The sequence below is a fragment of the Sinimarinibacterium flocculans genome, from assembly GCF_003201205.1.
GTDB lineage: Bacteria > Pseudomonadota > Gammaproteobacteria > Nevskiales > Nevskiaceae > Solimonas > Solimonas flocculans.
Map to the genome: position 1 here is coordinate 572,168 of NZ_QICN01000002.1, position 22,661 is coordinate 594,828.

The window sequence follows — 22,661 nt, forward strand, 5'->3', positions numbered from 1 at the left end:
GCGACGGCAGCGCAAACGACAAAGGGCCGCTGTCGCGGCCCTTTGCTGGAGACGTCCCCGGAACCTCAGATCACTTGATCTTGGCTTCCTTGAAGGTGACGTGCTTGCGCGCCACCGGGTCGTACTTTTTCATCTCGAACTTGTCGGGCGTGTTCTTGCGGTTCTTCGTCGTGGTGTAGAAGTAACCCGTGTCGGCGGTCGACACCAGGCGGATCTTCTCGACGTCCTTCTTCTTGCCAGCCATTTATCTGCTCCTGCCCTGGTTCAGAGCTTCTCGCCGCGCGCGCGCAGCTCGGCGACGATAGTGTCGACGCCCTTCTTGTCGATGATGCGCATGCCGGCCGCCGAAACGCGCAGCGTCACGAAACGCTTTTCCGACTCCAGCCAGAACCGGTGCTTGTGCAGGTTCGGCTCGAACCGGCGGCGACGACGGTTGTTGGCGTGAGAGACCGTGTTGCCGGTGATCGGCCGCTTGCCGGTGACCTGACAGACTTTGGACATGACAGCAGTACCCGAATCAGTGAACCCGTGAGGGTAGCCCGCGAGGGCTTGTCGAATCGGCCTGGAGCACGCGTATTTCGCGGCCGGGCCGGCCAAAAGGGGCGCAATTGTGCCAGCGCACCCGTCCGCGGGCAAGCCCCGGTTCCGGCCTCCCCCCGAACCACGGGGAGGCGCGCCGCCTCAAGCTGGTGCATGCTGCGGAAAACCTGCGATCCGGGCCGCCGGCGATGTGCCCATCCTCCGAGAGAACCGATCCGCTGCGCCAGCGCCTGCTGTCGGCCGGACGCAGCCTGCTCGACGCCGAGGACGGCGGCAACTTCGATCCGGCCTCGGTCTGCGCGGCGGCCGGCGCTCCGCCGGAGTCGCTGCCCCGGCTCTTCGGCGACTGGGACGCCTACCGCTGCGCGCTGCTGGCGGCGATGATCGACGAGGTGCGTGAACGCGTCGCGCGCATCACCAGCAACATGCCCGCCGGCATCGAGCGCCTCAAGCTGGCGCTGGAGACCTATCTGGAAGCCAACGTCCAGCGCCCGCCGCTGCGCCGGCTCCTGTCCGACCTGCGCTTCACCCCGCAGGGCGCCGACCTGATCCGCGGCCGCGTCGCCGGCTTCGGCATCGTTCTGGGCGTGGAGCTGCGCACGCTCGGCCGCCCGCATCCGGAAGCCACGGCGCGACTGCTGACCGCGGCGGTGACCGAGATCGCGCAGGCAGAGCACGAGGCCGGCACCCGGGTGCCGGCACTGCGCAGGACGCTGCTGCGCTACCTGGACCGGTCGGCATGATGGCGCATATCGACCCGCGCACCGCCCTGATCGCCGCCGCCGCGCCGCTGGCACGCGAGCGTCGCCTCGCGACGCTGACCACGGACGAGATCTGCCAGCGCGCCGGCGTCGACGCCGGCGTATTCACCTCGATCTTCGGCGATCTGACCGGCTACCTGGTCGCGGTCCAGCAGGTGTTCATGGACCGCCTGCGGGATCGCATCGTCGCCGTCACCGCCGGCGTTCCGCCGGGCATGCGCCGCATCCAGCTCGCCACCGAGTCCTATCTGAGCGGCTGCCTGGACGAGCGACCGCTGCGCGGCTGGCTGCTCGAAGCCCGCATGCGTCCACCGGTGCTGACCGGCCTGCGCCGGCAGAACCGGACCTATTACATGATCCTGGGTGCGGAACTCGAGCGGCTGGGATGGCCCGACGGTGCAGCGGCCGCCCGCCTGTATCTGGCCATGATCAACGCCGCCAGCATCGTCGAACACCGTTCCGGCGTTCAGCCGGCCCTGCGGGCCGCCCTCTGGCACTTTCTCGAGCACGGCGCCTGAACGGACCTCAGATCCACCCCCGCTCGGCAAAGCTCACCGGTGCACCGTCGCCGACCACCAGATGGTCGAGCACGCGCACATCGATCGTGCCCAGCGCCTGACGCAGCCGTTCCGTCAGGGCGCGGTCCGCGGCGCTGGGCTCGGCGATGCCGCTGGGATGGTTGTGCGCGAGGATCACCGCCGCGGCATTGCGGCGCAGTGCCGCCTTGACCACTTCACGCGGATACACCGCCGCGCCGTCGACCGTACCGCGCGCCAGCTCCTCGTAGGCCAGCACGCGGTGCTGCGTGTCGAGGAAGACGACGCCGAACACCTCGTGTTCGCGATCGCGCAGTTGCGCGCGCAGGTAGTCCGCCGCCGCCTGCGGGCTCGACAGGGCGTCGCCGCGCACCAGAATCTCCGACAGCTGGCGCCGGGCCATCTCCATGACGGCCTGCAGCTGCACGTACTTGGCCTCGCCCAGGCCCTTGGTGATGCAGAATTCCTCGCGCGACGCCGTCAGCAACGCGCGCAGGCTGCCGAAGCGGCGCATCAGGTCGCGGGCGAGATCGACCGCCGTCATGCCGCGCACGCCGGTCCGCAGGAAGATCGCCAGCAGCTCGGCATCGCTGAGTCCGGACGCCCCCGCCGCCAGCAGCTTCTCGCGCGGCCGTTCGCTCTCCGGCCAGTCGGTGATCGCCATCCCGCCCCTTCCCTGTTCGTGTTTTTCTTGCTGCCGCTGCAGTGCAGTCGGCGCCCCGGGCTAGAATGATGCGATGCAAAACCCGCTCGCAACCCTCGACGGACGCCGGATTGTGCTCGGCATCACAGGGGGCATCGCGGCCTACAAGGCCGCCGACCTCGTGCGCCGGCTCAAGGAAGCCGGCGCAGACGTGCAGGTCGTGATGACGGCAGCGGCGCAGCGCTTCGTCGGCGCGCAGACCTTCCAGGCCCTCTCCGGGCGCCCGGTGCGCGACTCGCTGTGGGACGCCGCGGCCGAGGCGGCGATGGGGCACATCGAACTCGCGCGCTGGCCCGATCTGGTGCTGATCGCACCGGCCAGCGCCGATACGATCGCGCGGCTCGCCCAGGGCCGCGCAGACGATCTGCTGACAACCCTGTGCCTGGCGACGGACCGCCCGCTGGCGATCGCGCCGGCGATGAACCGGCTGATGTGGGCGCACCCCGCCACGCAGCAGAACCTGCAGGTGCTGCAGGCACGCGGCGTACAGGTTCTGGGCCCCGGCAGCGGCAGCCAGGCCTGCGGCGAGACCGGCGACGGCCGCATGTGGGAGCCGCTGCAGATCCGCGATGCGGTTGCGGCGCTGCTCGGCGCCGGCGGCGCGCTGTCCGGCATCAAGGCCGTCGTCACCGCCGGGCCGACGCGCGAACCGATCGACCCGGTGCGCTTCATCACCAACCGCTCGTCCGGAAAGATGGGCTACGCGCTCGCCGCAGCGCTGCGCGCGCGGGGCGCCGAGGTCGTGCTGATCAGCGGGCCGACCTCGCTGGCGACGCCCGCCGGCGTCGCGCGGGTCGACGTCGAGACCGCGGCGCAGATGCTCGACGCGACCCGCAGTGCGGCCGTCGATGCGCAGATGCTGGTGGGCACCGCCGCCGTCGCCGACTATCGCGTCGACGCGGTCGCCGAGCACAAGATCAAGAAGCGCGACGACGGCGCGCAACTGTCCCTGGTGAAGAATCCGGACATCCTTGCCGAGCTGCGGGCGGCGCAGCCGGACCTGTTCATCGTCGGCTTTGCCGCCGAAACCGAGAAACTCGCCGAACACGCGCGCGACAAGCTCGCACGCAAGAAGCTCGACCTGATTGCCGCCAACTGGGTCGGCGACGGCAAGGCCTTCGATCGCGACGACAATGCGCTGCAGGTGTTCTGGCCCGGCGGCGAGCGCGCGCTGGCGCAGGCTGCGAAGACCGATCTGGCGCGCGAACTCGCCGCACTGATCGCCGAGCGTTATCAAGCAAGAACCGCGAACGCACCGTGAAGAAGAACATCCAGCTCAAGATTCTCGACCCGCGCATCGGCCGCGACCTGCCGTTGCCGGCGTACGCCACCGACGGCGCCGCCGGCCTCGACCTGCGCGCCGTGCTCGATGCGCCGCTGACGCTCGAACCCGGCGCCAGCACGCTGATCAAGACCGGCCTGGCGATCCACATCGGCGATCCGAATCTCGCCGCCGTGATCCTTCCGCGCTCGGGTCTCGGCCACAAGCACGGCATCGTGCTCGGCAACCTCGTCGGCCTGATCGATTCCGACTACCAGGGCGAGCTGATGGTCTCGTGCTGGAACCGCGGCCAGAAGGCGTTCACGATCGAACCCGGCGAGCGCATTGCCCAGCTCGTGCTCGTGCCCGTCGTGCAGGCGGCGTTCGAGATCGTCGACAGCTTCGATGCCAGCGCCCGCGGCGCCGGCGGCTTCGGCAGCACCGGCAAGCACTGAACATGGCCCTCGATCTTTCGTCCGCGCAGACCATCGCCCGCGTCCTCACCGAGGCGCTGCCGTACATCCGCCGCTTCGCCGGCAAGACCATCGTCGTCAAGTACGGCGGCAACGCGATGCGGGACGACGACATGATCGCGTCGTTCGCGCGCGACATCGTGCTGATGAAGCTGGTCGGCATGAACCCGGTCGTCGTCCACGGCGGCGGCCCACAGATCGGCTCGCACCTCGAGCGGCTCGGCAAGAAGTCCGAGTTCATCGAAGGCATGCGCGTGACCGACGAGGAGACCATGGACGTCGTCGAGATGATGCTCGGCGGCCTGGTCAACAAGGCGGTCGTCAGCAGCCTCAACCAGCAGGGCGGTCGCGCCGTCGGCCTCACCGGCAAGGACGGCGGCCTGATTCGCGCGCGCAAGCTGCTGGTCGGCGGCAAGGACATCGGCCAGGTCGGCGAGATCGACGCGATCGATCCGCGCGTGATCAATCACCTCGAGGCCGGCGGCTTCATCCCGGTGATCGCGCCGGTCGGTGTCGGGGTGGACGGCGAGGCGTTCAACATCAACGCCGACATCGCCGCCGGCAAGCTCGCATCGGTGCTGCAGGCCGAGAAGCTGATGCTGCTGACCAACACGCAAGGCGTGCTCGACAAACAGGGCAAGGTGCTGACCGGCCTGTCGGTGCAGCAGGTGGAATCGCTGATCAACGACGGCACGATCCACGGCGGCATGCTGCCGAAGATCCGCTGTGCGCTCGACGCGGTGAACAGCGGCGTGAAGTCCGCGCACATCATCGACGGCCGCATCACCCACTCGGTGCTGCTCGAGCTGTTCACCGACGAAGGCATCGGCACCCTGATCAAGGGGTGAGCATTCAAAGCGATGCCTTGAATGGCATCGCTTTGAATGCGAACGCCCGGCCATGGAAGGCCGGGCCGGGGCTGGTCGCCGCGCGCACCGCCGCGCCATGGACGGCTTGTATGCCGTACCTGACGGCGCCCGCTTGATGCCGCTTTGCGCGAACGCTCGGCCAGGGAAGCACGCGCGCAATCGCCTTTTAGTCCTCGTCGTCCTCCCGAGAGGACGAAACCGACGATGACTCTGCTGGCGTCGCGCCCAGCCCCTTGAGCTCGCGGTAGCGGGCGATGTCGCGATCGAACTTGTCGCGGATCACGTCACGCTCCTCGCGCAGCTTGCCGACCGCCCGACGGTTGTCCTCGACGGCGGTCTCGAAGGTTTCGAGCTGGCGGGTCAGGCGGGACGGAACCTTGCGCCCAGCCTCCTCGACATCCGCGATCTGCCCCTTGAGCTGCTCGACGCCGCGACGGTTCTCGCGCAGCGTGTCGCGTGCCAGATTGAGCCGCCCATCCAGCGTCTGCAGGCGGTTGTCGCGGGTCTTCTCGAGTTCGCCGACGTCCGCGAAGGTGGTCAGCAGGAAGCGGTCGTAAGCCGCCTGCTCGGCCGCACGCCGCCGCCGTGCCTCGAGGTCCGCGGCGCGGCGGGCTTCGGCCTCGATCTCCTCCGGTGTCTTCTGTCGCGGCAGGGTCTGCACCACGCGACCGGCATCGTCGTACACCTTGCGTTCCTGCCGCGCGTACTGCGGCGGTACGCGATCGCCGCAGGCGCGACGACCGTTCTCGTCCGTCCAGCAGACGATGCTGCCCGCGGCCTCGGCCATGAGCATCGGCATCCCGCCGATCACGATTGCCATCCCTAGCTGTCGAAAAGACTTCCGGAACATTCCCGGCTCTCCGAAGCGTGGTGATCCCATTATGCCGAAACGCCGTGTCGCGACTGGTAGCTGCGGATCGCCTCGACGGTGGCTGCAGGGACGGCGCCGCCCGCGAGGTACTCGAGCAGCACGTCGACCGTGACCAGCGGAATCACGCGGATCCCGGTGTCGTGCTCCATCTCCTGCACGGCGGAGCGCCCGCTGGTGCCTTTTTCCTGCCGGTCCAGCGCGATGACCGCGGCGACCGGCTCGGCACCGGCCGCACGCAGCAATCCCACGGCCTCTCTCAGCGCAGTGCCGGCGGTCAGCACGTCGTCGACGATGACGACACGACCCCGCGGCGGCGCGCCGACCAGCGTGCCGCCTTCGCCGTGATCCTTGGCTTCCTTGCGGTTGTACGCGAACGGCACGTCGCGGCCGCCGGCGTCCGGGCCGGCGAGCGCGGTCGCGACCGCCGTCACCAGCGGAATCCCCTTGTAGGCCGGCCCGAAGAGCATGTCGTACTCCACACCTGCGGCGGCCAGCGCCTGCGCGTAGGCCTCGCCGAGCCGGCGCATGCCGGCGCCCCCGGCGATTCGCCCGAGGTTGAAGAAGTACGGGCTCACGCGGCCCGACTTGAGCGTGAACTCACCGAAGGTGAGCACCTGGTTGGCAAGTGCCAGCTCGATGAAGGCGGTCTGGTAGGACTTCATGCAGGGTGCGCCCGGAGGGATTCGGGCAGAATTGTCGCCGCAATCGCGTCCACTTGCCTGCCTGCCCCGCTGACATGCGCATCATCTCGCTCAACTGCAACGGCATCCGCTCGGCCGCACGCAAGGGCCTGTTCGACTGGCTGCCCCGGCAGAACGCCGACGTGCTGTGCCTGCAGGAGACCAAGGCGCAGCGCGCGGACCTGAACGACGACGCGCTGTTCTTCCCGGACGGCTGGCATGCGCAGATGCGCGATGCGCAGAAGAAAGGCTATGCCGGCGTGGCGATCTATGCGCGACACAAGCCGGACGCGGTGATCGACACGCTCGGCAATGACGAGTTCGACGGCGAGGGCCGGTATCTGGAGTACCGCTTCGGCAAGCTCTCGGTGATCTCGCTGTATCTGCCGTCCGGCTCCGCCGGGCCGGAGCGCCAGGCGAGCAAGGACCGCTTCCTCGCCTTCTTCCTGCCCAAGCTGCGCGAGTGGCGCGCCAGCGGGCGCGAGTACGTGATCTGCGGCGACTGGAACATCGCCCATCGCAACATCGACCTGAAGAACTGGCGCTCCAACCAGAAGAACTCCGGCTTCCTGCCGCACGAACGCGCCTGGCTCGACGTCGTGCTCGGCCCCGCGCCCGAGGGCGGCTGGATCGACGCCTATCGCAGCCTGCACCCCGATACCGAGGGCGAGGCCTACACCTGGTGGTCCAACCGCGGCCAGGCCTGGGCCAACAACGTCGGATGGCGCATCGACTATCACATGATCACGCCGGGCCTGAAGCCGAAAGCCGCCGCCGTGTACAAGGCCGAGCGCTTCTCCGATCACGCGCCGCTGACGATCGACTATGCCGACTGAGGCGCCGGCGGCGCGCAGCTGGCTCGACACGCTGCGGCTGTACGCGCAGCCCAAGCCGCTGGCGATGCTGTTCCTCGGCTTTTCCGCCGGCCTGCCGTTCCTGCTCGTGTTCAGCACGCTGTCGGCGTGGCTGCGCGAGGCCGACATCGACCGCACGACGATCGGCCTGCTGTCGTGGGTGGGACTCGCCTACTCGTTCAAGCTGCTGTGGGCGCCGATCGTCGACCGCGCGCCGATCCCGCTGCTGACGCGCTGGCTCGGCCGCCGCCGCAGCTGGATGCTCGCCGCCCAGCTCGCGCTGGTTGCCGGCCTGCTGGCGATGTCGCACGGCGACCCGTCGACGCGGCTCGCCGCACTGGCCGTCCTCGCCGTCTGCGTCGCCTTCGCCAGTGCGACGCAGGACATCGCCATCGACGCCTGGCGTATCGAGTCGGCACCGCTGTCGATGCAGGGCACGATGGCCGCGGCCTACCAGCTCGGCTACCGGCTGGCACTGATGGCGGCAACCGCCGGCGCCCTGTGGCTCGCCGGCGAGCACGGCTGGCGTGCGTCGTACACGGTGATGGCGGCGCTGGTCGGCATCGGCATCGTGACCACGCTGCTGGTGCCCGAGCCCAAGGTTGCGGTGAGCCGTGACACCGCGCTGCGCGAGCAGCGGGTGATCGACTTCCTCGAAGCCAAGGCGCACTGGCCGCGACCGCTGCGCCAGGCAGGCGGCTGGTTCGTCGGCGCGGTGGTGTGTCCGCTGGTGGACTTCTTCGCGCGCAACGGCGCGACGACGGCGCTGCTGATCCTGGCCTTTGTCGGCACCTTCCGCCTCACCGACTACACGATGGGGGTGATGGCCAATCCGTTCTACCTCGACGTCGGCTACACGCTGCAGCAGATCGCGATCGTGGCCAAGGGCTACGGCGTGATCGCGTCGATCATCGGCGTGATCGTCGGCGGGTTCGGCGTCGCCAGCCTGGGCGTCGTGCGTGCGCTCGTCGTCGGCGGGGTTCTGGTGATCCTGTCGAACCTGGCCTTCGCGACACTGGCCTTCACCGAGGATCCCGGACTGCTCGGACTGGGACTGGTCGTGAGTGCCGACAACTTCGCCTACAACTTCGCCGGCACCGCCTTCATCGCCTACCTGTCGGGGCTGACGAACACCGCCTACACGGCGACGCAGTACGCACTGTTCTCGTCGCTGTTCTCGCTGCCGGGCAAGCTGCTGATGGGCGCGTCGGGATGGGTCGTCGACAGCGCCGGCTACTTCGTGTTCTTTCTCTACACCTCGACGCTCGGCGTGCCGTCCCTGCTGCTGCTGATCTGGCTCACGCGGCGGCTGCCTCCACGCGCTGCAGACGCCTGAACACCTCGGCGAAGCGTCGCGCGATGTGGTTGCCGTCAGGCACGTCCCAGGCGCGGTGATAGACCGGCAGCCTGAGTCGATCGATGTTGTCGGCGCGACCGGCATGGCGCGCGCCGAGCAGCTTCAGGTGGCGGATGATGCGGTCGTTGTCGCTGGCGACGTCGTAGTAGAAGGTGCGGATGCCGTTGGCGTGGGCACACAGGTGCAGGCAGGCCTGCAGCACGAAGCCCGCGCCGCGACCCTGGTAGTCGTCGGCGATGACGATGGCGACATCGGCCGCATCGGGCTCGCCGTTGATGCGGATGTAGCGCGCAACACCGATGCCGGGTTCCTCCGGCTTTTCGAGGTTCATGGCCCCCCAGGCGACGTGGTTGACGCCGTCCGCGCCGAGCAGCCGCTGCAGCAGGTCGTCCGACAGCTCGGTGGCGTCGTCGTCGATGCCCGGCAGGCGCCGACGGCGCACGAGTTGCGTCATGCGGCGGAAGCCCTCGCGCAGGCGCGGCGCATCCTCTGCGCGGATCGGCCGCACGAAGATCGGCAGCCCGTCGTCGAGGGTGTACTTGAAGGCGGGCGGCAGGTGCGGCGTGCGGATGGCGCTGAACAGCATGCGAGGAATCCTCAGAGGCCGTTGATGTCGATCAGGTCCAGCGGATTGTCCCAACGGCCGGCATGCGGCGTGCCGTCATCGCGGTCGAGCCCGTAGTCTTCCGGCTCGATGTCGAGCGCCCCGGAATAGTCCTCGGGTGGCGCGCAGGACTGCGCGGCCAGTTCCATCCAGGTGTCGAAGTCGAATTCCTCGAGCGTGCCGTCGTAGTGCTGCACGAGCACGATCTCGGCCTTCGCGTCGACGCCGACGATTTCGAAGGGCTCGCCGTCGACCTTGAACCACTGCCCGACAGCCAGATCGCTGAGCCATTCCGCCATCTCATTGACCTCCCGCGCCATCCGTCGAGGGCCGGCCTTGCTTCGGCCGACGGGGGGTTTTCCTCGCAGGGCGCACCCCAAGTTCTACGCCCCTCGCGGCGCGGCTTCAAGCCACCGGCAGGCCGCTGGCCGGCAAGCCGCTGAAACGCGGGGGAATCGCCTGCTCCGGCCGCTCAGGGACAGGGGATGGTGTAGCGGGCGTGAATCTGCTCGATGCCGCGCAGCACATCGTCGGACAGCGTGAGCGTGGCGCTGGCGAGGTTGCTGCGCAGCTGCTCCGCGGTGGTCGCGCCGATGATGTTCGACACGACGAAGGGCCGGCTGCTGACGTAGGCCAGGGCCATCTGCGCCGGGTCGAGGCCGTGCTGCCGTGCCAGTGCGACATAGGCCGCCGTCGCCGCAACGCCCTGCTCGCCGTTGTAGCGGGAAAAGCGCGTGAACAGGGTCAGCCGGGCGTTCGGCGGTCGCACCCCGTCGAGGTACTTGCCGGACAGCATGCCGAACGCCAGCGGCGAGTAGGCCAGCAGACCGATCTGTTCGCGGTGCGCGAACTCGGCGAGGCCGACCTCGTAGCTGCGGTTGAGCAGGCTGTACGGATTCTGCACCGACTGGATCCGCGGCAGGTCCCGCTCGCGATGCAGCCGCAGGTACTCCGAGACGCCCCAGGGCGTCTCGTTGGAGACGCCGACATGGCGCACCTTGCCCTGGCGCACCAGCTCGCCGAGCGCGGCCAGCGTCTCCTCGATCGCCGGGCCGTCGGCGTCGCGAGGCTCGTAGCCCAGCTTGCCGAAGTAGTTGGTCGGCCGTTGCGGCCAGTGCACCTGATACAGGTCGATGACGTCGGTCTGCAGTCGCTGCAGGCTGGTCTCGCAGGCCGCGATCACCTGCGCGCGATCCAGTCGCGGACCGCCGCGCAGGTAGGGAAACATCCCCGGGCCGATGACCTTGCTCGCGAGCACGATGTCGCGGCGGCGGCGGGTCCTGCGCAGCCAGCTGCCGATGTACTGTTCGGTGCGCCCCTGGGTTTCGGCCCGCGGAGGCACCGGATACATCTCGGCGGTATCGATGAAGTTCACGCCCGCCTCGAGCGCCTGCTCGATCTGGGCGTGCGCGTCGGTCTCGCTGTTCTGCTCGCCCCAGGTCATCGTGCCCAGGCCGATCACGCTGAGCTTCAGGCCGCTGATCCCGAGCGCACGGTATTCCATGTGGGGCGGCTCAGGCCGCCGGTCGCGCGCTGTCGCGACGCGCGAGCAGGTCGACCACCATCGGCTTGACGATCAGCTCCAGCGCCCGCTCCTGCTGCAGGCCCGGCACGACGACGGTCTGCGCATGCGACTGGAATGCGCCGGGCAGCTCCGACAGCAGCAGGTCGAAATCCGCACGCACGCGCGAGTGTTCGTTGAAGTGGATCACCACCAGGCTCTCCTCCGGGCTCGGAATCTCGCGCACCTCCAAGGGATTGCTGGTATCGACCAGCGGCACGCGCTGGAAATTGACGTCGGTGCGCGAATACTGCGGCACGATGTGGTCGACGTAGTCCGGCATGCGTCGCAGGATCGTGCGGCGCACCTCCTCGGCCAGGTAACCGCGCTCGGCGGTATCGCGCCGAATCTTCTGGATCCATTCGAGGTTGATCACCGGCACCACGCCGACCAGCAGGTCCATGTGCCGCGCGATGTTGACGTCCTCGCCGACGTAACCGCCGTGCAGTCCCTCGTAGAACAGCAGGTGGGTGTCCTCCGGGAGCCGTTCCCACGGCGTGAACGTGCCGACCGGCTGTCCCAGGGCTTCTGCTTCGCTGTCGAGGTGCAGGTAGTGGCGCACCGTACCGGTGCCGCTGTCGCCGTACTCGCGCAGGAGCTGTTCGAGACGCTCGAGCAGGTTGCCGCTGGGTCCGAACAGCGAGAAGTTCTCGCCGCGGATGCGCGCGCGCTCCAGCGTGCGGCGCAGTTGCTCGCGATCGTAGGCATGGAAGGCGTCGCCTTCGACGAAGGCCGCCTTGACGTGCAACTGCTCGAAGATGCGCATGAACGCCTTCACCGCCGTGCTGGTGCCGGCGCCGCTCGACCCGGTGATCCCGACGATGGGGTGAAGGACGGACATGAACGATTCCTGCCTGTTGCGCACCGTCGTCAGCGCGCAGGGGGACGGTCGAGGGTACCGGACTCCGCGTTGCAGCGGAATGTCCGTCGTGACGGACGCTCAGAGGCGGCGATAGGCGAGGTCGAACACCGCGTGTCCCAGACGCTCGCCACGCTGCTCGAACTTGGTGCGCAGCCGCGTCGGCGGCCGGGCAACGAAGCCGCCGTCGGCCGCCTGATTGCGCAAGGCCGGCTCGGCGTTGAGCACGGTGCGCATGTGCTCGGCGTACTCGGCCCAGTCGGTCGCCAGGGACAGCAGCCCACCCGGCTTGAGACGCGATGCGGCGAGCGCCGCGAACGCCGGCTGGATCAGGCGGCGCTTGTGATGCCGCTTCTTGTGCCAGGGGTCCGGAAACTGGATGACGATCTCGTCGAGGCTCTCCGGTGCCAGCCAGTCGCGCAGCACCTCGACGGCATCGAAACAGGCGACGCGCAGATTGCGGCAGCCGGCCTCGTGCACGCGATGCAGCACCCGGCCGATGCCCGGCCGATGCACCTCGACGCCGAAGAAATCGTGCCCGGGCTCCGCCACGACCCGGCTGACCAAGTAGTCGCCCATGCCGAAGCCGATCTCGAACACCACCGGTGCGGCGCGGCCGAACAGCGCCTGCAGACCGAGGACACCACCGCCGGGCTCGACACCATAGGCGGGCCACAGCTGCTCCAGCGCGCGGCTCTGCCCGACCGTCAGGCGCCCTTCGCGGCGCACGAACGAGCGGATCTGCCGCCGGTTCGACGGTTGCGCGTCTGCGGCCTCACTCATGCGCGGCCATCCATCGTCCGACTTCGCGCTGCACCGTGTCGCCGGACGCCTCGAGCCGCGCGATCACGCCGGCGCGGTCGGCGGCGGTCTTGTTCTGGCTCATCTTGAACTTGGCGTCGAGGCGCGAGATCGGCATGCGGAAGGCCACGATGTTGCGCAGCAGCGCCTCCAGCCTTTCACCGTCGACGCCGCGGGTCCACGGACACGCGCTGCCCGCTTCGTAGACCGCGGCACTGCGGTCCACCAGATCGAGCTTGGCGTCGCGGTCGTCGATGACCTCGACGGTGCCGGTCGCGTGCACCGTCGCGTAGTTCCAGGTCGGTACCTGCAATTCCGGCTGGACGTACCACGACGGCGACACGTAGGCATGCGGACCATGGAAGATGGCCAGCGTGTGTCCGTCGGCGAAACGCTGCCAGTGCGGATTGGCGCGCGCCATGTGCCCTTCGAGCACGCCGTGATCGCCGCCGGCGGCCCACAGCAGCGGCAGGTGCGTGACCTGCGGCTCGCCGTGCCCGGCGGTCACCAGCGTCGCGAAGCCGTACGCCTGGATCAGCGCGATCGCTTCGCGCAGGTCGCTGCCGGCAAAGTGGCGGGGGGTGTACAGCGCCATCGTCGGCGTCTAGTAGGGCAGGCCTTCGACCGGCGAGGAGGCGCTGGCGAAACGGCGTCGCGGCATGCGACCGGCGCGGTAGGCGTCGCGGCCGGCCTCGATCGCCTTGCGCATCGCACCGGCCATCAGCACCGGGTCCTTCGCCTCGGCGATCGCCGTGTTCATCAACACGCCGTCGCAGCCCAGTTCCATCGCGATCGCCGCATCCGACGCGGTGCCGACACCGGCATCGACGAGGATCGGGACCTTCGCGTTCTCGACGATGGTCAGGATGTTGTACTTGTTCTGGATGCCCAGGCCCGAACCGATCGGCGCGGCCAAGGGCATCACCGCGACGCAGCCGAGGTCTTCGAGCCGCTTGCACAGGATCGGGTCGTCGCTGGTGTAGACCATGACCTTGAAGCCGTCGGCGACCAGCGTCTTCGCCGCCTCGAGCGTCGCAGGGACGTCCGGATACAGGGTCTTCGCGTCGCCGAGCACTTCGAGCTTGACCAGGTCGTGTCCGTCGAGCAGCTCGCGCGCCAGCCGGCAGGTGCGCACCGCGTCGTCCGCCGTATAGCAGCCGGCCGTGTTCGGCAGGATCGTGTAGGTCGACGGCGGAATCACGTCGAGCAGGTTCGGCTCGTTGGCGTTCTGGCCAATGTTCGTGCGACGCACGGCAACGGTGACGATCTCGGCGCCGCTGGACTCGATCGCGCGGCGCGTCTCGTCGAGATCCTTGTACTTGCCGGTGCCGACGAGCAGCCGCGACCGGTAGGCGCGGCCGGCGATCGTGAGGGTGTCGTTCACGGGTTCTCCGGGGGGCGCGGCAGGCGCTTCAGGGCGCGGCCTGCGCAGAAGAAATCTGGAGCGGGCGATGGGAACAGCACCCGGTCGCTAACTCGTTTATTACGAACGTTTTTTCCGATCCAAGCGTCACGGAATGGACTCGATTGTGGACTCAAGTCTTCGGCCTGGTCAACGCAGGCCGTTGCGGGTGATCCAAAGCGAGCCAAGCACATCCATCAACAGCCAGAGCATCGGATTTCATTCGGAAGTCTATCTGTCTACTGGCACACCACGCCACAGGTCGCAACGGACAGGCGAGCTGCCGTCCTCAAAGGACTGGCTCTTCATCGACCGGTGCGGCCTCGTCTTTCGCCCGCTCGATGAACCGCTTCATCGGCTCGGAGGGTTCGCCATGGCGGCGCAGCAGGTAGGTAGAGAGCATCGGTGGGGTGCCGGCCAGGGGACGAATGGAGATGTCCGGGCGCTGTAGCGTCTGCACCTGCGAGGCGATGGCGAAACCAATGCCGTAGCCGGCGCCGACCAGGGTCAGCATCACGCCCAGGCTGGTCACTTCATCGACCAGCTTGAGGGGCGTGCCTGCGTCCTGCAGCAGCGCTTGAATCTGATGGCGGCAGCCCGATCCCGATTCGGGATGGCACAGAACCAGCGGGAACTTCAAGGCTTCGGCCAGCGGCACCTGCACGTGTGCCAGCAAGGGATGGCGTGCGGGCACGATCACCGACAGCGGATCGGTCCACACCGGCTCGGCGACGAGACCATCATGCACCGCGTTTGACAACGCAAAGCCGATGTCCAGCAGATCGTTGTGCAGCATCTTGAGCTGCTGCGCGAACGGCAGCTCGAAGACGCGAATCTCCAGCTCGGGCTCATCCTCGCGGCTGCGTGCCAGCAAGGTGGCGATGCGGGGCTGCGCCAGGCTGTCGCAGATCGCGATGCGCAGATGGCCCTGGTAGCCCTGTGCCGCCGCCTTGGCGCTCTTGACTGCCTGCTCCACGGTGGCTAGCACGCGCCGGCATTCGCCGAGGAACACCTGGCCGGCCCAGGTCAGCCGCGTCAGGCGTGTGCTGCGGTCGAACAACTGCACGCCAAGCTGGCTTTCCAGGTCGCGCATCGCACGCGACACAGGCGATTGCTCGATGCCCAGACGCTCGGCTGCACGGGCCAGATGCAGTTCTTCCGCAACTGCGACGAAGTAACGCAGCAACCTGAAATCCAAGGCCACCTCCTGTTTGTCTTCTTCTGGTTCGGCCTATCCGGCGCCAGCACCTCCATCCGCATCCCGTCAGCACCTCCTTCGATGGCATCGCGTCGAAGCACTTATGCCTGTCGGGAACAGGCCCGTCGCCGGCATGCGCGGAGCAGGCCGGCGCACACAGCCCGGACATTCAATGCTGATGGCGCGCGCGCAGGCGTCAGGCGCGCACGCGTGACTGGTGTCCGCGATCAGTGCAACCGACGACGACACGCCGGCGTCAGGGCGGGCGTGCCGATGCAGTTTCATGGGGGTGTCTTTCGGCTCACCCCGGTCATGGCCTGGTCGGTCACGAAGCTCAGCTCCAACACCCCAGACTTCTGCGTAGCCGCCATCCCCTGGGCGACGCGCTGGTAGGCCCACCAGGCGGTCGCCGCGGATGAAGTCCTCGGGCTGCGGTTGACGCGGCGCGCAGGCCTGCAGCCGCTGCGCGAGCTGCTCGTCGCCCATGCGTTCGTCGTTCCAGAACACGCTGCCGTGGGTGGTGACGGACAGGTTCGCCACGTCGGGCTTGATCGGCTTCACTCCATTCAGACACAGATGCTAATGAGAATTATTATTGATTGTCCGTGGTTTTGTGTGATATGGCAACACCAATGGAATAACCCGGCTTTCAGACGCCGCCTCGTGCCGGCGACTGAAGGCCGGATGGCGGCAACTGGAAGCCTCTGTGACCGGCATCGCCACCGGGAAGCACTCATGCGGTTCCCTGCGGCCAGAGGAATGGACTCCACTTTCTGGGGGGAAGTACATGAACTTACGCCATCTTCGCTGTTTCATCGCCGTGGCCGAGGAGTTGCACTTTGGCCGGGCGGCGCGGCGGCTGCATGTGGAGCAGTCGCCCCTGTCGCGCACGATCCGCCAACTGGAGGCGGACCTGGGCGTGACGCTGCTGGAGCGCACGCCGCGCGGGGTGCGCCTGACCCCGGCCGGGCAGGTGTTCCTGGAGGAGGCCCGGCGCGTGCTGCTGACCCTTGAGCAAGCCCAGATCAAGGCGCGGGCGGTGGCGGCGGGACACCGGGGCACCCTGCGCATCGCCTTGGCCGGCGGCGTCGGCCGGACCCGGCTGTCGGCGCTTCTCGCGCTGTGCCGGGAGGAGGCGCCGGAAGTGGGCATCCGGCTGTTCGAGGCGCCGCTGTCACAGGTGGTGGGCGGGCTGGGCAACGACCTGTACGACGCGGCCTTTGCGATGGCCGGCGAGATGGAGGCCGGGGTGGTCGCCAGGCCGGTGTGGCAAGACCCGCTGGTGGTGGCCATACCCGCGCGGCACCCCTTGCTGGCGCACAAGCGGGTACCGCTGGACGAGGTGGTGGGCTACCCGCTGGTGCTGTGTCACCCGCAGGTTTGTCAGGAGTGCAGCCGGCAATGCGAGCGCCTGCTGCGCCTGGTGGAGACACCGCCGGTCGTGGCCGAGTACGTGACGACCCACTCGTTGATGTTGGCCCTGGTGGCGGCCGGCTATGGCGTGGGATTTTCCACTGCGGCGCACGCGGTGGCATGCCGGCAGGCGGACGTGATCGTCCGGCCGCTGGATGAAGACTCGGCGGCGTTGACGACCTACCTGCTACATCCCGAGGGCGCGATGTCGGAGCCGCTGCGCCACTTCATCGACCGTGCGCAGCGTGTCGGCCACATGCCGTTGCATGCGCAACGGCTCGCATGAGGCTGCCTCGGCGGGTTAACCGATTCCATTTTGGTCAAAGCGCCAGACCTGTTTTGTCATAGCGGGATTCCATTGCCGCGGTGCACGGGTGTGCTGCACTCAGGCTGCTCGCGCTTGCGGTTGGCATCCTGCGATGAAACTCGCATGCCCATCGCGTCGCGTCACAGCGAAGACGCGCGGCGCAACAGTGCTTGCCGTATGCGCATCGGCTCTGGCGTGTTGAGCTGATCGCGCTTTACTGGGCCTTTTCCCCTGCAAAGACTTTGGCCTGGTTATCCGGGTCAGGCATGGTGCCCGCGAATGACGCTGGTGACAGCATGTTTCGCGGCTTGCGAATTGTGAGGGATGGCGCCATGCGCAGCAAGGCGCACATCTCGCAATGAAACCGGCGGCATCTCCGATGCCACGGTCTTCACCGCTTCGCCACCTGTTCGTTTCGCCCGGAGATTCCTGGACAGCAACGCACGCCCCCCCTGTACGGCGGGTGCGCGTGCCTGGACTCGGTGCGATGACGAATGGAGGCGCGCGATATGCCGAAGTCGAGCAGCCTGGCCGATGGCGCCAAGACCTACTACCGCCCGATCGAGGCGGCAATCCGCTGGAGCGGATTGCTGCGCTTCGAGCGGCGCATCCTGGCGACCTTGGGACAGCGGCCTCTGCCGGAGGCAACGGAGTTTCCGCGCTGGCCGATGCTGCGGTTGAACGCCGAAAGAATCTTCGATGCGCTGGCTCACGGCGAGATGCCGTATGGCAAGGACGGCTTGGCGCGGGACACGCAGGGCTTGGCGATGGACGACCCGTCGCTGACCGTGCGGCACGTCGATCTGAAAGCCTGGATGGCGCACTACTACCCCGGCGAGAAACCGGCGTTTCTGTTCGATGAGATCGAGCGTGCGCTTCACCCGGCGATCAGCCTGAACACAGTGGGCGCATTGCTGGCCGAGCGGGAAGCGATTAAGGCGCGGCTGGCGGAACACTTGGGCGTGCACGAGACGCTGCGCGTCGAGCACGAGGCGCTGCTGAAGACGCACGCCGCCTACACGGCTGACGTGGAGCGAGCGAACACGCCGGGGCCGCGCAGCGAATCGACCTACCTGAACATCGTTGGCGGGTTACTGACGCTACTGCTGGGCAAGTCGCCCAGCGGCACGCCGTATTCCAGCTTCCTGACGCAGGAGGCCATCATCAGCGCGATGGTGGCGCACCACGGCAACGCGATGGGCATCACCGAACGCACCCTGCAGGCCAAGTTCGCACGGGCTCGGCGCAATTTGCAGAGCACAACTTCCTGAGCGATGCCAGACCGTATCTGCGGTCGCGGAAACCGCATTTGCGGTGTCTTTCTTCAACGCGGCGTTCTTAATTCGAGTCACGCCAATCAGCGCCACTGAGCGTTAAGGAGTGACCCTCATGTCTTCGCAGACCACCGCCACGGCGGCACCGACCGAGCACCGCATCCTGCGCCGCGCCGAGGTCGAAGCCAAGACCGGCTTCAAGCGCGCGCACATCTACAGTCTGATGAAGGAAGGCAAGTTCCCCAAGGCGCTGCGCCTGGGCGTGCGCGCGGTGGGCTGGGACTCGGTGGAGATCGAACAGTGGATCGCCGACCGCCTCAAAGAACGCGCCTGACGCTTCTTCTCGGTTCATGCCATTCGACGAGGAGAAGCCCATGCAGGTGGTGTCCATCATTTCGACCAAGGGCGGCGTGGGCAAGACCACGACGGCGGCCAACCTGGGCGGCTTCATCGCCGATGCCGGGCTACGCGTGCTGCTGCTGGACCTGGACGTGCAGCCCACGCTGTCGAGCTACTTCACGCTGGACGTGCGCGCGCCCGGCGGCATCTACGAGATGCTGGCCTTCAACGAGCGGCGCATCGAGCAACTGGTGTCGCGCACCGCGATCGCGGGCCTGGACCTGGTGCTCTCCAACGACGACCGCGGCGAACTGAACACGCTGCTGCTGCACGCTCCGGATGGGCGCCTGCGACTGCGCCATCTGCTTCCCGTCTTCCGCACGCACTATGACTTGCTGTTGATCGACACGCAGGGCGCGCGCAGCGTGCTGCTGGAGATGGCGGTGCTGGCGTCCGACCTGGCGCTGTCACCGGTGACGCCGGAGATTCTGGCCGCGCGCGAACTGCGCCGCGGCACACTGCAACTGATCGAGGACATCGCGCCGTATCGCCACCTGGGCATCGAGCCGCCGCCGCTGCGCCTGCTCATCAACCGTGTGCATCCGGTGTCGTCGAACGCGCGGCTGGTCCAGCAGGCGCTGCGACAGGTGTTCCAGGAACAGGCCGGCGTGCAGGTGCTGGACACCGACGTGCCGGCCATCGAAGCCTATCCGCGCGCTGCGACACGAGGATTGCCGGTGCATCGGGTGGAGTACCGGCGGCCGGCTGGGCGCACGGCGCCCGCGGCGCTGGACACCATGCGCACGCTGGCCGGCGAGCTGTTCCCCGCGTGGCGGGGGCGCTTCGCGCTGGTCACCGGCCGCGCCGATGCGGGAGGGGCCGGCCATGGCGAGCGCGCATGAACTGGCGCGCGGCCGTGAACGGCTGCGCGCGCTGATCGAGTTCGCGCTGGACGAAGGCTGGCGCGTGGTGCGCACGTCCGGCGGGCACCTGAAATTCACGAAACAAGGCTGCGCGTCGATCTACACCAGCTCGACTGCGAGCGACCACCGCGCCGACCGCAATGCCCGCGCGCAGCTTCGCCGCGCCGACCGGCAGGCGCAGGAGAACGGCCGTGGCTGAGCTGACGCCGCAGGACATGGCTGCCAAGCTACTGGCCACCGGCTTCGAGCGCAGTGGCCCTTCGGCCGCGACCTTGAGCGACCCCATCGCCGACACGCCGATGGTGGTGACGCTGGATCAGTTGCGGCCCTACGACCACGACCCGCGCGTGACGCGCAACCCGGCCTATGCGGAGATCAAGGCGTCCATCCGCGAACGCGGGCTGGACGCGCCCCCCGCGATCACGCGCAGGCCGGGCGAGGCGCACTACATCATTCGCAACGGCGGCAACACGCGGCTGGCGATCCTGCGCGAGCTGTGGAGCGAGACCAAGGAGGAACGCTTCTTCCGCATTGCGTGCCTGTTCCGCCCGTGGCCGGCGCGCGGCGAAATCGTGGCGCTGACCGGGCATCTGGCCGAGAACGAGCTGCGCGGCGGGCTGACCTTCATCGAGCGGGCCTTGGGCATCGAGAAGGCGCGCGAGTTCTACGAGCAGGAAAGCGGCCAGTCGCTGTCGCAGAGCGAACTCGCGCGGCGGCTGACTGCCGACGGCTATCCGGTGCCGCAGTCACACATCAGCCGCATGAACGATGCGCTGCGCTATCTGCTGCCGGCGATCCCGACGCTGCTGTACGGCGGGCTGGGCCGGCATCAGGTGGACCGGCTCGCAGTGCTGCGCAAGGCGTGCGAGCGCACCTGGGAGCGGCGTGCGCTGAGCCGCACCGTGGCCGTGGACTTCGCCACCTTGTTTCAGGACGTGCTGGCGCAGTTCGACACAAGGCCGGACGACTTCTCGCCGCAGCGGGTGCAGGACGAGCTGGTGGGCCAGATGGCCGAGCTGCTGGAGGCGGATTACGACACGCTGGCGCTGGAGATCGACGACAGCGAAAACCGCCAGCGTGCGCTGACCAGCGAACCGACGGCGCCGAAGCCACCGGCGGCGCCTGTCGTGCCTGCTGCTCCTTCCGCACCGGTCTCCGCGCCTCGGCAGCCACCCGTGTCGTCCGTACCGCGCGACACCACGCCAGTCTCGCCTGCGGCGCCAGCAGCGACACCGCCTGCATCGTCCGAAGCGCCGGAGAACCAGCACGGACCACGCGACGAGCGCCTGCAAGGGCACATCGTGACACCGGCGCCGACCACCGAGCGCCTGCAGTCCATCCAGCGGATGGTCGCGGACCAACTCGGCGACAAGCCGCCCGACTTCGAGACCGACGCGCTGCGTGCGATCCCCGTGCAGGCCGGAGGGCTCTATCCCATCTCGGACGTCTGGTACATCGAGCCGGGGCTGGACGCACCGGATCGCCTGCGCGTGCACATCGCGCAGTTCGCGCGCGAGATCGGCGAGGAAGCGGCGGTAGCCGACCACATCGAGGCCAGCGACGGCGGCATCGGCTTCGTCTGCGCGGCGCCGGCCGTCGGCCAGGCGAAGGAACTGCCGGCGTTCGCGCGGGCGGTGCTGACCCTGCTGGATGCGCTGAGTGCGGCGCCGCCCGCCGCGAACGGCTTGGACCGCGCGCGGCTGGCCGACGAGCTGGCGGCGCTGTTGCATGGCCACGGCGGCGCGGCCACACGCCTGAGCGATGCTGCGCTGGTGAAGCTGTTCCGTCTGCTGCGCCTGGCGCGTCGGCTGCTGGACCTGGAAGCCGGCGTAGCGGGCCAGGAATCCTGAGCGCAGGAGGCCCCGTATGTCGGCACCGCACCCGCTCAACCAGGCCGTGATCGCCCAGGCCCTGCATGACCTGCGCAACGGCCAGTTGCGCCGCTGCAAGGCCATGGGCTTCGGCGAGGAGGAGCTGGATGCGCTGAAACACCCCGAGCTCGTGAGCATGCTGGTGAATGCCACGGTGTCGTGGTGTTCGGTGTCGGTGAACCGGGAGGTGTTGAAGCGGCTGCTGAGCCAGGTGCACGACGTGGAGCGGGAGATCGCCACGGTGGACCGCATGCTGCGCCTGGGGGCGAGCACGGAGATGGTCAGCAAGTTCTACGGCCTCACGCATCAGGAAGTGGCGCTGCGCCGCGACATCCTCGGGCTGCCCAAGCGCAAGGGCCGGCATCCGGTGCTCGACGAGGCGCAGGACGTGGCCTTGTGGGAGCGCTGGAAGGCCGGCGTCGCCGAGCGCCATATCGCCCTGACCGACGACATGGCGATGCTGGCGCTGACCATGGACCTGGCCGAGGCCATGACCCTGCCCATGTCGGTGATCTGGTCGGCGATACGGAACTGGATCGACCAGGGGCTGGTGTAGCCATGACCACGGGCAGCGCACCACGGCGCGATGGCCCGATTGCGCTGTCGGCGTTGTTCGACGAGGCGCTGCGGCACCTTGAGCCGAAGGAACCGGCGCCGAGCACGGCGCCGAGCCAGGACGGCTTTCTCTACAGCGGCAACCGGCACGAGAGCGCGCCGCGCGCGCTGTTCCTCGACCGACGCCTGACGCCGCTGGAGCGCAACGCCTGGCAGGTGTTCCGCCTGCAGCTCAACGACGACGGCGTGACCGCTTTTCCCACCTACGACCAGCTCCGCCCCTATCTGGCGTCCATGCCCTGTGCGGCGCAAGCCTCGCACGAGACCGTGGCGCGCGCCTTGACCCTGCTGCGGCTGACGCGCTGGCTCAGCCTGGTGCGGCGTCGGCGCGATCCCAAGACCGGCCGTATCCAAGGCAACCTCTACGTGCTGCACGACGAACCGCTGTCACCCTTCGAGGCGATGCAGCTCGATGCCGACTACCTCGGCCTGGTCAGTCAGGCGCTGACCCATGCCGCCAAGGCGGTACAGATGGTGGGCATGAACACGCTCAAGGAGATTGCCGAAGACCCGCTGCTCAGCGGCCGCACGCTGCCGACCCGCTTGCAGGTGCTGGCGCAGCGCATGGAGCGGCATGGCTGGAAGACGC

29 protein-coding genes are annotated in these 22,661 nt (G+C 68.3%); 15 read left to right on the forward strand and 14 right to left on the reverse strand.

The window, feature by feature from the left end; genetic code table 11:
• Nucleotides 1–70: 70 nt before the first annotated feature.
• Both rpmG and rpmB read right to left on the reverse strand, forming a co-directional pair.
• Entirely contained in the window at nt 71–244 is a 174-nt protein-coding gene (rpmG, locus tag C8D93_RS06375; RefSeq protein WP_110264312.1) for a 50S ribosomal protein L33, read from the reverse strand.
• Between the two features lie 20 nt (nt 245–264).
• A complete protein-coding gene (gene rpmB / locus C8D93_RS06380; RefSeq protein ID WP_110264313.1) occupies nt 265–501 on the reverse strand; it encodes a 50S ribosomal protein L28 in 237 nt (78 codons plus the stop codon).
• A gap of 227 nt (nt 502–728) precedes the next feature.
• Between rpmB and C8D93_RS06385 the strand changes: the two genes are divergently transcribed.
• The gene (locus C8D93_RS06385) at nt 729–1,283 is read left to right on the forward strand and encodes a TetR/AcrR family transcriptional regulator (RefSeq protein ID WP_110264314.1); all 555 of its coding nucleotides are present in this window, start codon (nt 729–731) and stop codon (nt 1,281–1,283) included.
• Nucleotides 1,280–1,819 carry a TetR/AcrR family transcriptional regulator gene (locus C8D93_RS06390; RefSeq protein WP_146216530.1) on the forward strand — a complete coding sequence of 180 codons (540 nt, stop codon included), beginning with the start codon at nt 1,280–1,282 and terminating at the stop codon, nt 1,817–1,819. Before C8D93_RS06385 ends, C8D93_RS06390 begins: the two co-directional genes overlap by 4 nt.
• 7 nt (nt 1,820–1,826) lie before the next feature.
• On the opposite strand, the gene radC is transcribed toward C8D93_RS06390, so the two are convergent.
• Nucleotides 1,827–2,501 carry a RadC family protein gene (gene radC, locus C8D93_RS06395; RefSeq protein WP_110264316.1) on the reverse strand — a complete coding sequence of 225 codons (675 nt, stop codon included), beginning with the start codon at nt 2,499–2,501 and terminating at the stop codon, nt 1,827–1,829.
• Between the two features lie 73 nt (nt 2,502–2,574).
• On the opposite strand from radC, the gene coaBC reads away from it, so the two are divergent.
• From coaBC to argB, 3 genes are read left to right on the forward strand one after another with little or no spacing between them, the layout of a single operon-like run.
• Nucleotides 2,575–3,801, forward strand: a complete 1,227-nt coding sequence (gene coaBC / locus C8D93_RS06400; protein ID WP_110264317.1) for a bifunctional phosphopantothenoylcysteine decarboxylase/phosphopantothenate--cysteine ligase CoaBC — start codon at nt 2,575–2,577, stop codon at nt 3,799–3,801.
• Nucleotides 3,798–4,256, forward strand: coding sequence for a dUTP diphosphatase (gene dut / locus C8D93_RS06405; protein WP_110264318.1), 459 nt, complete (start codon nt 3,798–3,800; stop codon nt 4,254–4,256). Before coaBC ends, dut begins: the two co-directional genes overlap by 4 nt.
• Nucleotides 4,257–4,258: 2 nt before the next feature.
• Entirely contained in the window at nt 4,259–5,122 is an 864-nt protein-coding gene (gene argB / locus C8D93_RS06410) for an acetylglutamate kinase (protein WP_110264319.1), read from the forward strand.
• 187 nt (nt 5,123–5,309) lie between these two features.
• Here the strand turns inward: argB and C8D93_RS06415 are convergent, their stop codons facing one another.
• Nucleotides 5,310–5,963, reverse strand: a complete 654-nt coding sequence (locus tag C8D93_RS06415; RefSeq protein ID WP_110264320.1) for a hypothetical protein — start codon at nt 5,961–5,963, stop codon at nt 5,310–5,312.
• A gap of 59 nt (nt 5,964–6,022) precedes the next feature.
• Nucleotides 6,023–6,676, reverse strand: a complete 654-nt coding sequence (gene pyrE / locus C8D93_RS06420) for an orotate phosphoribosyltransferase (RefSeq protein WP_110264321.1) — start codon at nt 6,674–6,676, stop codon at nt 6,023–6,025.
• Nucleotides 6,677–6,750: 74 nt separating this feature from the next.
• Here pyrE and C8D93_RS06425 point away from each other — a divergent pair, with 74 nt between their 5' ends.
• The gene (locus C8D93_RS06425) at nt 6,751–7,530 is read left to right on the forward strand and encodes an exodeoxyribonuclease III (protein WP_110264322.1); all 780 of its coding nucleotides are present in this window, start codon (nt 6,751–6,753) and stop codon (nt 7,528–7,530) included.
• Nucleotides 7,520–8,884: an AmpG family muropeptide MFS transporter gene (locus C8D93_RS06430; protein WP_110264323.1), complete on the forward strand. Its 1,365-nt coding sequence runs from the start codon at nt 7,520–7,522 to the stop codon at nt 8,882–8,884. Before C8D93_RS06425 ends, C8D93_RS06430 begins: the two co-directional genes overlap by 11 nt.
• Here C8D93_RS06430 and C8D93_RS06435 read toward each other — a convergent pair.
• From C8D93_RS06435 to C8D93_RS06475, 9 genes are all read right to left on the reverse strand, one after another.
• The gene (locus tag C8D93_RS06435) at nt 8,847–9,491 is read right to left on the reverse strand and encodes a GNAT family N-acetyltransferase (RefSeq protein WP_245903832.1); all 645 of its coding nucleotides are present in this window, start codon (nt 9,489–9,491) and stop codon (nt 8,847–8,849) included. The genes C8D93_RS06430 and C8D93_RS06435 overlap by 38 nt on opposite strands.
• 11 nt (nt 9,492–9,502) lie before the next feature.
• Nucleotides 9,503–9,808: a DUF6763 family protein gene (locus C8D93_RS06440; protein WP_110264377.1), complete on the reverse strand. Its 306-nt coding sequence runs from the start codon at nt 9,806–9,808 to the stop codon at nt 9,503–9,505.
• Between the two features lie 173 nt (nt 9,809–9,981).
• Nucleotides 9,982–11,013 (reverse strand): NADP(H)-dependent aldo-keto reductase, encoded by a 1,032-nt coding sequence (locus C8D93_RS06445; protein ID WP_110264324.1) that lies wholly within the window; start codon nt 11,011–11,013, stop codon nt 9,982–9,984.
• A 10-nt stretch (nt 11,014–11,023) separates the two neighbouring features.
• Entirely contained in the window at nt 11,024–11,911 is an 888-nt protein-coding gene (locus C8D93_RS06450; protein WP_110264325.1) for a phosphoribulokinase, read from the reverse strand.
• A gap of 99 nt (nt 11,912–12,010) precedes the next feature.
• Nucleotides 12,011–12,712 (reverse strand): tRNA (guanosine(46)-N7)-methyltransferase TrmB, encoded by a 702-nt coding sequence (trmB, locus tag C8D93_RS06455; RefSeq protein ID WP_110264326.1) that lies wholly within the window; start codon nt 12,710–12,712, stop codon nt 12,011–12,013.
• A complete protein-coding gene (locus C8D93_RS06460) occupies nt 12,705–13,325 on the reverse strand; it encodes an FMN-binding negative transcriptional regulator (RefSeq protein WP_110264327.1) in 621 nt (206 codons plus the stop codon). Before C8D93_RS06460 ends, trmB begins: the two co-directional genes overlap by 8 nt.
• Before the next feature lie 9 nt (nt 13,326–13,334).
• Nucleotides 13,335–14,114, reverse strand: coding sequence for a thiazole synthase (locus tag C8D93_RS06465; protein ID WP_110264328.1), 780 nt, complete (start codon nt 14,112–14,114; stop codon nt 13,335–13,337).
• A gap of 307 nt (nt 14,115–14,421) precedes the next feature.
• Nucleotides 14,422–15,330, reverse strand: coding sequence for a LysR family transcriptional regulator (locus C8D93_RS06470; protein ID WP_164926441.1), 909 nt, complete (start codon nt 15,328–15,330; stop codon nt 14,422–14,424).
• A gap of 66 nt (nt 15,331–15,396) precedes the next feature.
• The gene (locus tag C8D93_RS06475; protein ID WP_110264329.1) at nt 15,397–15,891 is read right to left on the reverse strand and encodes an ExbD/TolR family protein; all 495 of its coding nucleotides are present in this window, start codon (nt 15,889–15,891) and stop codon (nt 15,397–15,399) included.
• Between the two features lie 226 nt (nt 15,892–16,117).
• Between C8D93_RS06475 and C8D93_RS06480 the strand changes: the two genes are divergently transcribed.
• The 8 genes from C8D93_RS06480 to C8D93_RS06520 all read left to right on the forward strand — a co-directional run.
• The gene (locus tag C8D93_RS06480; RefSeq protein ID WP_170123926.1) at nt 16,118–17,029 is read left to right on the forward strand and encodes a LysR family transcriptional regulator; all 912 of its coding nucleotides are present in this window, start codon (nt 16,118–16,120) and stop codon (nt 17,027–17,029) included.
• Between the two features lie 530 nt (nt 17,030–17,559).
• Nucleotides 17,560–18,321 carry an ATP-binding protein gene (locus C8D93_RS06490; protein ID WP_170123930.1) on the forward strand — a complete coding sequence of 254 codons (762 nt, stop codon included), beginning with the start codon at nt 17,560–17,562 and terminating at the stop codon, nt 18,319–18,321.
• A 118-nt stretch (nt 18,322–18,439) separates the two neighbouring features.
• Nucleotides 18,440–18,658, forward strand: a complete 219-nt coding sequence (locus tag C8D93_RS06495; RefSeq protein WP_016446183.1) for an AlpA family transcriptional regulator — start codon at nt 18,440–18,442, stop codon at nt 18,656–18,658.
• A 40-nt stretch (nt 18,659–18,698) separates the two neighbouring features.
• Nucleotides 18,699–19,565 (forward strand): ParA family protein, encoded by an 867-nt coding sequence (locus C8D93_RS06500; protein WP_110264332.1) that lies wholly within the window; start codon nt 18,699–18,701, stop codon nt 19,563–19,565.
• Entirely contained in the window at nt 19,549–19,785 is a 237-nt protein-coding gene (locus C8D93_RS06505; RefSeq protein WP_016852007.1) for a hypothetical protein, read from the forward strand. The genes C8D93_RS06500 and C8D93_RS06505 overlap by 17 nt, the downstream gene beginning before the upstream one ends.
• Complete coding sequence (locus C8D93_RS06510; RefSeq protein ID WP_110264333.1) at nt 19,778–21,436, forward strand: ParB family protein; 1,659 nt, start codon at nt 19,778–19,780, stop codon at nt 21,434–21,436. Before C8D93_RS06505 ends, C8D93_RS06510 begins: the two co-directional genes overlap by 8 nt.
• Before the next feature lie 16 nt (nt 21,437–21,452).
• Nucleotides 21,453–22,013, forward strand: a complete 561-nt coding sequence (locus tag C8D93_RS06515) for a DUF2857 domain-containing protein (protein ID WP_004255086.1) — start codon at nt 21,453–21,455, stop codon at nt 22,011–22,013.
• Between the two features lie 2 nt (nt 22,014–22,015).
• Nucleotides 22,016–22,661: STY4528 family pathogenicity island replication protein (locus C8D93_RS06520; RefSeq protein ID WP_245903833.1), on the forward strand; the 646-nt coding region annotated here is incomplete at its 3' end.